Annotated in this window: 7 protein-coding genes; all 7 read left to right on the forward strand. The window is 41.6% G+C overall.

The features are described from left to right. Positions 1 to 12 precede the first annotated feature (12 nt). The 7 genes from tssI to C9J38_RS21215 all read left to right on the forward strand — a co-directional run bounded on the left by tssI (position 13) and on the right by C9J38_RS21215 (position 8480). Entirely contained in the window at positions 13 to 2049 is a 2037-nt protein-coding gene (gene tssI / locus C9J38_RS21185) for a type VI secretion system tip protein VgrG (protein ID WP_107208781.1), read from the forward strand. Then, positions 2043 to 2816 (forward strand): DUF4123 domain-containing protein, encoded by a 774-nt coding sequence (locus C9J38_RS21190; protein ID WP_107208782.1) that lies wholly within the window; start codon positions 2043 to 2045, stop codon positions 2814 to 2816. The genes tssI and C9J38_RS21190 overlap by 7 nt, the downstream gene beginning before the upstream one ends. Beyond that, positions 2813 to 4882, forward strand: a complete 2070-nt coding sequence (locus C9J38_RS21195) for a phospholipase effector Tle1 domain-containing protein (RefSeq protein ID WP_107208783.1) — start codon at positions 2813 to 2815, stop codon at positions 4880 to 4882. Before C9J38_RS21190 ends, C9J38_RS21195 begins: the two co-directional genes overlap by 4 nt. Continuing rightward, positions 4883 to 5620 carry a DUF2931 family protein gene (locus C9J38_RS21200; protein WP_107208784.1) on the forward strand — a complete coding sequence of 246 codons (738 nt, stop codon included), beginning with the start codon at positions 4883 to 4885 and terminating at the stop codon, positions 5618 to 5620. Positions 5621 to 5701: 81 nt separating this feature from the next. Continuing rightward, positions 5702 to 6442 carry a DUF2931 family protein gene (locus C9J38_RS21205; RefSeq protein WP_107208785.1) on the forward strand — a complete coding sequence of 247 codons (741 nt, stop codon included), beginning with the start codon at positions 5702 to 5704 and terminating at the stop codon, positions 6440 to 6442. An 81-nt stretch (positions 6443 to 6523) separates the two neighbouring features. Further along, the gene (locus C9J38_RS21210) at positions 6524 to 7261 is read left to right on the forward strand and encodes a DUF2931 family protein (protein WP_107208786.1); all 738 of its coding nucleotides are present in this window, start codon (positions 6524 to 6526) and stop codon (positions 7259 to 7261) included. A gap of 259 nt (positions 7262 to 7520) precedes the next feature. Then, entirely contained in the window at positions 7521 to 8480 is a 960-nt protein-coding gene (locus C9J38_RS21215; RefSeq protein ID WP_107208787.1) for a hypothetical protein, read from the forward strand. The last annotated feature ends 409 nt before the right edge of the window (positions 8481 to 8889 follow it).

Below are 8889 nucleotides of genomic sequence, written 5' to 3' on the forward strand. Positions count from 1 at the left end.
CACGAGGTCAGTATGGCAACAAAAACGGGTTTGCAATTTACATTTGAAGTCGATGGGCTAGATGCTGATGCCTTTGCCGTCACGCAATTTTCAGGCACTGATAGCCTGTCTTTGCCTTTCGCCTTTACCATCGACTTAGCCAGTCGTCACCCTGCCTATACGCCGCAAGAGACCGTCGATAACACCGCCACGCTCACGGTCTGGCGAGACGGTGAGCAGCAACAGCAATGGCATGGCATTATTCGACGTTTTACCCAAGGTGACACAGGCCATCACCACACCTTGTATCAGGTAGAGTTTGTACCGCCAGCAGCCCGCCTCGCGTTGCGCCATAATAGCCGTATCTTTCAAACACAAACGGTGCCTGAAATTATCTCGGTGATATTACAAGAATTAGGGATTACTGATGTTGATTTCGTTTTAACGCGAGATTACGTGCCGCGTGAATATTGCGTCCAGTACCGTGAAACAGATTTGGCCTTTATCGACCGCATTGCCGCAGAAGAAGGCCTGTTTTACAGCTTTGTCCATGAGAATAAAAAGAATACCCTGCGCTTTTCTGATGACACTCAAAGTGTCGCTCGACTGACGGAACCACTGCCCTATAACAGCCGCAGTGGTGGGCAAAGTGGCGTGCCTTTTGTGCGCACCTTTGCTCGTCATACGCAAATGCGCCCATCATCTGCGCAACTCAAAGATTACAGTTTTAAAAAGCCGGCTTATAGCTTCTTACAAACGGCCAATGCGAAAGAAGCCGATTACCAGCAAGCCAATTACGAACATTACGATTACCCAGGGCGTTACAAAGATGATGCCACTGGTAAGCCGTTTACTTCTTTTCGACTCGAATCATTACGTCGTGATGCCAATACGGCCTACGGTGAAAGTAACACCCACGGTTTAATTGCTGGGGTGAACTTTGCCTTGCAAGAACACGATGATGAGCAATGTAATGCCGAATGGATCGTGGTGGCGGTTAACCATAAGGGGACTCAACCACAAGCATTAGAAGAAGCAGGCGGGCACGGCGCCACGACCTACAATAACGATTTTATGGTGATTCCCGGTCATCGTCCATGGCGAGCACCCTACACCGCTAAACCTCGTGTAGACGGCCCACAAATTGCGATGGTTGTAGGCCCTGAAGGCGAAGAGATTTACTGTGATGAATACGGCCGCGTGAAAGTCCAGTTCCCATGGGACCGATACAGTAACAGTGATGATAATGCGAGTTGCTGGATACGTGTTTCCCAAGGTTGGGCGGGGAGCCAATATGGCATGCTCGCACTACCCCGTATTGGTCACGAGGTCATTGTTAGTTTTTTAGAAGGTGACCCAGACCAACCGATTATCACAGGCCGCACTTACCATGCGACCAACAAGCCTCCTTACCCGTTACCGGCGAATAAAACCCGCACGGTATTACGTACGGAAACGCACCAAGGGGATGGCTATAACGAGCTGCGCTTTGAAGACCAAGCAGGCAAAGAAGAAATCTATGTTCACGCGCAAAAAGACGTGAACATGTTGGTGGAAAACGATCGCAGAGACGACATCAAACACAATTTACACCTGAATGTAGAAAATGAACGTTTTAGTCATATTAAAACTAATGACCATTTAACTGTTGAGGGTGAAAGTCGCCAACACACCAAAGGCAACTATACGCTTGCGGTTGATGGCAGCTTACACATGAAACAAGGTAAAGCCTTACTGCTCGATGCGGGTAACGAAGTGCATCTCAAAGCAGGCAGCAAAATTGTCATTGAAGCTGGCGCTGAATTAACCCTTAAAGCAGGCGGTAGCTTTGTCAAAATAGATGCTTCAGGTGTATCGATATCAGGTGCTGCAATTAATCTCAATTCAGGCGGCAGTGCGGGCAGTGGTACGGGGTATGGCGGTATTGCTCCGTTACTTCCGGGAGAAGTTGAACTTGCAACAACATTAGCACCGACAGTAACAGTCCCCATTGCCGCATTTATGAAAGCAGAAAAAGCCAATGTACCATTGGTAAAAGCCTGCCCTCTGGCGGAGAAAAGCGAATGTTGAGCAAAATAGAAAATATTCACCCGTTATATTGGGTTGTTAATCATGAATCATATAAAGAAGTCTTAAACTCTAATGCCAGCTATTTGGAAAGTGCAGAGCCTTTATTTACGACTGACCATTTTCATAATCTGGTCGATGTGTCTCCATGGGTCATTAAAACCACGAACAACCATAAGAGCTTAAATGAAGCGTTATTGACTAAAGGTATCATGTTTGAAGCCCCCTCGTATGAAATGTTGATTGCCCATTTACGCTCACTGTTAATGGCTGGCTATCAAGGTGAAAGTGTCATGTTTCGCTTTTATGACCCAGACATATTTAATGCGGTATATCAAAAAAGTACCTTAGAGCGTCGTGTACTTTTTCTGGGGGCTGCACATCGTGTTTATATGACAATCAATGGCGAACAAACCTGTTTGGAAAATCCTTATCCAGATCAATTTTCTCTTCAACAAGCACCATGGTGGGTACTCAACGATGAAGACTTTTCTGAACTTTATAACATTAATAACCACGCTTATTGTGTCTCAAGGAGACTTTGGCAAAACGTACCTGAATTAATGGAAAAGTTGAGTAAGAAAGAGTCGGATTTAACGGCTTTATTTCATCAAGGTAGCCTATCGATAGAAAGAGAGTCATTAGAGTTTTGGACCATCGCTCAATTGATAGTTACAACCCACACACCCTCATCTTTGGTCATAGAACAATTACGTTTAGACAGGGATGAGCAAAAAGAGCTGCAATATTGGTTAGGGAAAATCTCATGAGTAGTCCTACAGGCGCAAGTCCATTTTGTATCCCATGTGAACGTTCAGAGAATTGGATTGAATTTCTATTCGTCGATGAACACAACGTGCCTTTTAAAAATATCCATGGTCAATTGACTGATGCTTCCGGTGCCACCATTAAGATACAGCTCAAAGATCAGCCGACTCTAGTGAAAACACTGGCCCCAGGCCCAGTCACGTTAATGTTTGATAATGTTGCATGGTTAAATGAATCACAACAACGAACATCACTTGAAGAGGCGGAAGAGGAAACGGTCAGTAAACGCCTTGAATATGTAGGCTATGACCGCTGTGCCAAAAAGCTCATTACAGCCACAGCTGGAGACTTTGTTGAACTTCAATCCGGACAAATGCTTCCACCTAAACACGTCGCTGAAGCTGAAGGTGAGATAACATTAATTACGAATAATAGTTATGTTATCAAAATCAAGGGGTTTAATTATATAACCCTTCGGGTCGGCATGTTTTTCGATGGTACAGCCAATAACACATACAGCTCTGATTGGGGGCTCGAGCAAATTAAGCGTTATAACCCATTGTGGCAATCGCGTTTTGAAACTGCTAGCCATAATGGTTCAGTTCCGATAAAAGATTTAGATGACCGATGCTTTCAATTTCCTCAAAATGAAAAATTTTGCATCCCTGTTGAAAATAAACCTGATGAAAACCAGTGTGTCGAGGTTTATGACGTTACCAGTAGCGCTGCTAATGAACATACAAATATTCAGAAATTATTTGAACGTTATCCGACAATATTAACCTCAAATATAAAAGAGCGAATTGCCTATCATAGTGAATATGTAACGGGAATTGGCACTGGTAACAGCACTGATATTGCTCCTGCTGATGAATCTTTAGTTGGTCAAGGACTCGGCATTGGCGATTATGGTGTCACTCAAAAAGCAGAAACTGGGATTAAGCAATTAAGTGATAGCATTACTTTAATAAGTGAATATATTAATCAAATTGATGGTATTAAAAAGATTGAATTAGATGTGTGGGGATTTAGTCGAGGCGCAGCGGCGGCACGACATTTCATCAACCTTGTGTTAGAAGGCGTTGAAGGTATTTTTGCGTCTCAAATAACACAAGCTTGTCAAGATAATAACATCAACTTTGCTGTTAACTTTGACTGGCAAGACAATCGCTATTGTGAAATCACCTTCGCGGGCATTTTTGATACTGTCGCAGCAATCACAAACTTCATGACAGGTGATTTCTCACCACATAATGACAAAACGGGAAACGTGAAATTATGGTTAGACCCCGCTCGTGTTAAACATGCCGTTCACTTAACGGCCCATCGAAAAGCGGAATACCGTTACAATTTCTGTCTCAATAAATTTAACTCGGCGTCTAATTTTATTGAACTTGAAGTCCCGGGGTGTCACTCAGACATCGGCGGAGGTTATTATGCATCTGCGACATTCGATAAAGGTTACCTATTACCGCTCCTGGAAAATAAGTGTGTGAAAACGCTGACTCAAAGAGGTCGTTTCGATAATAGTGAATTGCGCAAAATCCAGACACGTTTTGAAGATTATCTTCAACAACACAAAGAAAAAGAAATCGCAATGGGCTGGAAAGAGAGTCATTTTATGACGCGCACCTATGTAACAAACTGGGGCAAAAATCAGAAGCAGATATCAACCAAATTATATTACCGCCGCGTTGTACAGGGCGACCTTTCTCGATTGTATTTACGCCTTATGTACGGCCTAGCCTGCCATTATGGGGTGCCATTGGATGATAAGGTCGAGGATAAGACTATATGGAACAACAAAGATTTTCCTACCTATATCGTTCCTCAAACAGTAGGCTCTATCCCTTTTGGTCGAGATTGCGAAACAATCTTACAAGACGCTAAAAATGGGGAAATAGATAAAATTATTAAATCATTGTGTAACGATGAACGTTTACACGATTTTATGCAAAACGAGCTGATTCACCATTCTGCTGATGGGGGGATAGCTAATCATCCATTTTATAATAACGATGGCAGTATTGCCTGTCGTCAAATATTCGAATGTAAACAAGGACAGTAAATGAAAAATATTATATCAACAGGGGTGCTCTGCCTATTACTGGCTGGTTGTAGCATGATAAATAGAGAACGCGTACCTGATGAAGTTCCAAATTGGAGAGTTGGTTATACAATGCCATCACTTTACCCTGTCAGAGTCACTAAAGCATATGGTATAAACACGCAAGAAGATTGGACTTCTATATTGCATACTCATAGTCAATTTATGACTGTAAGTGCATTAAAGCGTGTGAAAGAGTATTTACCCAACTATGATGGTTATGGATTACCACTTCATCTTTTTACAACAGCTAGTTACTCTCAAGTACAATATACAAATCATCTACCCGATAAAGTCGTGCTCTATTGGACATCCCTTTTTGATGCGAAGTTCTATATTACTGAATTAGATGTCACCCCAAAAATGAAAGCGCTGGCCTATAAAAAGCAAAGTTACATTCGACCAGATGGAATAAAACGAGCTTGCTACCAAACGACATTTGATTTTGGTTTCCTGCCAAATGGGCAAGTGAAAGTATGGCTTAAGGGTTGTGGCAAATATACGTACGTTACTGAACTGTCGCCAACGAGCACACCCGAAACGGACTATAACGGAAGTACTTACTCTGATCATAACCAGACAAGAAACTCTGTACTTAAAAGAGCTAAAAAGGCTAACGCAACCTTAACGCCTATCCCTTGGGATAAGGTAAATAAGATATATACATCAAAGAATTATATTGTAGATCAGCTTCATTAATATTGGTTTACCGCCTCACAAAAACCTGTGAGGCGCTCAATGAAAGAGCTAGATTCAGCATTCATTACACAAGGACAGTAAATGAAAAAGATTATATCAACAGGGATGCTCTGCCTATTACTGGCTGGTTGTAGCATGGTGAATAGAGAACGCGTACCTGATGAAGTTCCAAATTGGAGAGTTGGTTATACAATGCCATCACTTTACCCTGTCAGAGTCACTAAAGCATATGGTATAAACACGCAAGAAGATTGGACTTCTATATTGCATACTCATAGTCAATTTATGACTGTAAGTGCATTAAAGCGTGTGAAAGAGTATTTACCCAACTATGATGGTTATGGATTACCACTTCATCTTTTTACAACAGCTAGTTACTCTCAAGTACAATATACAAATCATCTACCCGATAAAGTCGTGCTTTACTGGACATCCCTTTTTGACGCGAAGTTCTATATTACTGAATTAGATGTCACCCCAAAAATGAAAGCGCTGGCCTATAAAAAGCAAAGTTACATTCGACCAGATGGAATAAAACGTACTTGCTATCAAAGTCAATTTGATTTTGGTTTCCTACCAAATGGACAAGTGAAAGTGTGGCTAGAAGGGTGTGGCAAGTATACGTACGTTACTGAGCTGTCACCAACGAGCACACCCGAAACGGACTATAACGGAAATTCATCAACTGCCTACAAGCATGATTATGAAGACGAGTTAAATATTAGAGCTAAAAATGCTAACGCAACCTTAACCCCTATCCCTTGGGACAAGGTAAATAAGGTTTATACATCTAAACATTTTACTGTTGACCAGCTTCATTAATATTGGCCTATCGCCTCACAGAAATCTGTGAGGCGCTCAATGAAAGAGCTAGATTCAGCATTCATTACACAAGGACAGTAAATGAAAAAGATCATATCAACAGGAGTATTCTGCCTATTACTGGCTGGTTGTAGCATGATAAATAGAGAACGCGTACCTGATGAAGTTCCAAATTGGAGAGTTGGTTATACAATGCCATCACTTTACCCTGTCAGAGTCACTAAAGCATATGGTATAAACACGCAAGAAGATTGGACTTCTATATTGCATACTCATAGTCAATTTATGACTGTAAGTGCATTAAAGCGTGTGAAAGAGTATTTACCCAACTATGATGGTTATGGATTACCACTTCATCTTTTTACAACAGCTAGTTACTCTCAAGTACAATATACAAATCATCTACCCGATAAAGTCGTGCTTTACTGGACATCCCTTTTTGATGCGAAGTTCTATATTACTGAATTAGATGTCACCCCAAAAATGAAAGCGCTGGCCTATAAAAAGCAAAGTTACATTCGACCAGATGGAATAAAACGAGCTTGCTATCAAAGTCAATTTGATTTTGGTTTTCTACCAAATGGACAAGTGAAAGTGTGGCTAGAGGGATGTGGCAAATATACGTACGTTACTGAACTATCGCCAACTAGCATGCCTGATACTGACTATAATTCAATCACATCGAAACAATATTTCCAAGCAACAGAATATGTAAAAAAAAGAGCTAAAAAGGCTAACGCAACCTTAACCCCTATCCCTTGGGACAAGGTAAATAAGGTTTATACATCTAAGCATTTTACTGTTGACCAGCTTCATTAATATTGGCCTATCGCCTCACAGAAATCTGTGAGGCGTTTTAGTTTTATATGATTCGTCAAACCATTACATTAAAACATTATAAAAACTAATCCAAAATCACGTTAACACGATATGAATGAGTAAACGATCTAACGCATAATAATCTGCGTGCTTTTTTATGGAGGTCATATCTCATAATCAGGCCAATTATTGCCCAGTCTATTTAACGTGTATTCTCACTCTGAGAATCGTTAACGCCGAAGAAAGATAGAAAATAACCATGAAGCATAACCCTTATAACTCTCAGCACATTCCGCCGCAAGCGCCGGGGAATCAGCAAGGCTTTTGGTCTCAAATGGCCAGAAAAGGTGTACACTTCCCATTTACTCGTAACAATCATCATGTGCCAGAAAAAGAGCTGCGGTCCCGTACCCCCTCTGAACTGAAAAAGCTTAAGACATTTGAGAGTGATATATACAGTGAGCGTGAAATTCACGACATCACTTTCCCATGGTGGGGCTTGGTCTATTTTTACGCAGTGACTTTTGCGAAAGGTACCGCAATAATTATGATGCCGTTAGCTTTTTTGGTTTTTGGTATGGTGAATATTTTTACTAAAGCCCCACAAAGTGACGTTAATACAGCTTATCTTGGGTTAATCTGTATATCTGTGGTGTGTCTACTCATTTGGTGGTCTTTCTCTTTTTTTAATGGAAAATTACCCATTAAAACCTTATTTTCATTAAGCCGAGAAACGGGCATGGTCACATTGCATGGCTTCGGTAATAAGGTGCGATTTAGTCACCCTTTTGTTGAGTTTGATTGCTACCTGACAACATCGCCAACCCCACAAGGTTTTATTAATTATCAACTGTTTCTTGTTCATCGTTATAATGGTTACAAACATGGAGTTCCCATTGGTCGTTTTATTAATGGTTCAAGAGATCTTGATGAATACCAACGCTTATGGAACATGATCCAAGCGTATATGGATGTAAGCCAGCCTTTACCCGACATTCCAATGAATGAGCCTTTTCGCCATAAAGACAGTGCAACCGTTGCTTATGATAAGGCGCATCATCGAAAGCCAGATTTTTGGTTCAGTATGGATGATGAAGCGTTTGAACAAGCAGTGACGAAAATTGTTGAGAAGCAAAATTCAGAGCCACCATTGGGTGAAGTTATACCGATCCCTACCACTGATTCTATAGCAACCACACCAAACACGGCTTCTGCCTAACGCATAATAAGCACGCCCATCTCGGCGTGCTTTTTTATGGAGGTAATATCTCATAATCAGGCCAATTATTGCCCAGTCTATTTAGCGTGTATTCTCACTCTGGGAATCGTTAACGCCGAAGATAGATTGAAAATAACCATGAAAAATACCCCGTATAACTCTCAGCACATCCGGCCGCAAGCGCTGGGGAATCAGCAAGGCTTTTGGTCTCAAATGGCTAGAAAAGGTGTGCACTTCCCATTTACTTGCAATAATCATCATGTGTCCAGTAAAGTGTTGCGGTCCCGTAAACCCTCTGAGCTTAGAACGTTAGACCCATCTGAAGGCGGCTACAACGAACGTCAAATTAGAGACATCACATTGCCATGGTGGGGCTTGGTCTATTTTTATGCCGTGACATTCGGAAAAT

The organism is Photobacterium sp. GB-210 (assembly GCF_003026075.1).
In the GTDB taxonomy this organism is placed as follows: Bacteria; Pseudomonadota; Gammaproteobacteria; order Enterobacterales; family Vibrionaceae; genus Photobacterium.

What these genes read in the sequence shown, in the direction of transcription:
- tssI (WP_107208781.1), top strand. Translation starts at nt 13, where the DNA reads ATGGCAACAAAAACGGGTTTGCAATTTACATTTGAAGTCGATGGGCTA.
- C9J38_RS21190 (WP_107208782.1), top strand. Translation starts at nt 2,043, where the DNA reads ATGTTGAGCAAAATAGAAAATATTCACCCGTTATATTGGGTTGTTAAT.
- C9J38_RS21195 (WP_107208783.1), top strand. Translation starts at nt 2,813, where the DNA reads ATGAGTAGTCCTACAGGCGCAAGTCCATTTTGTATCCCATGTGAACGT.
- C9J38_RS21200 (WP_107208784.1), top strand. Translation starts at nt 4,883, where the DNA reads ATGAAAAATATTATATCAACAGGGGTGCTCTGCCTATTACTGGCTGGT.
- C9J38_RS21205 (WP_107208785.1), top strand. Translation starts at nt 5,702, where the DNA reads ATGAAAAAGATTATATCAACAGGGATGCTCTGCCTATTACTGGCTGGT.
- C9J38_RS21210 (WP_107208786.1), top strand. Translation starts at nt 6,524, where the DNA reads ATGAAAAAGATCATATCAACAGGAGTATTCTGCCTATTACTGGCTGGT.
- C9J38_RS21215 (WP_107208787.1), top strand. Translation starts at nt 7,521, where the DNA reads ATGAAGCATAACCCTTATAACTCTCAGCACATTCCGCCGCAAGCGCCG.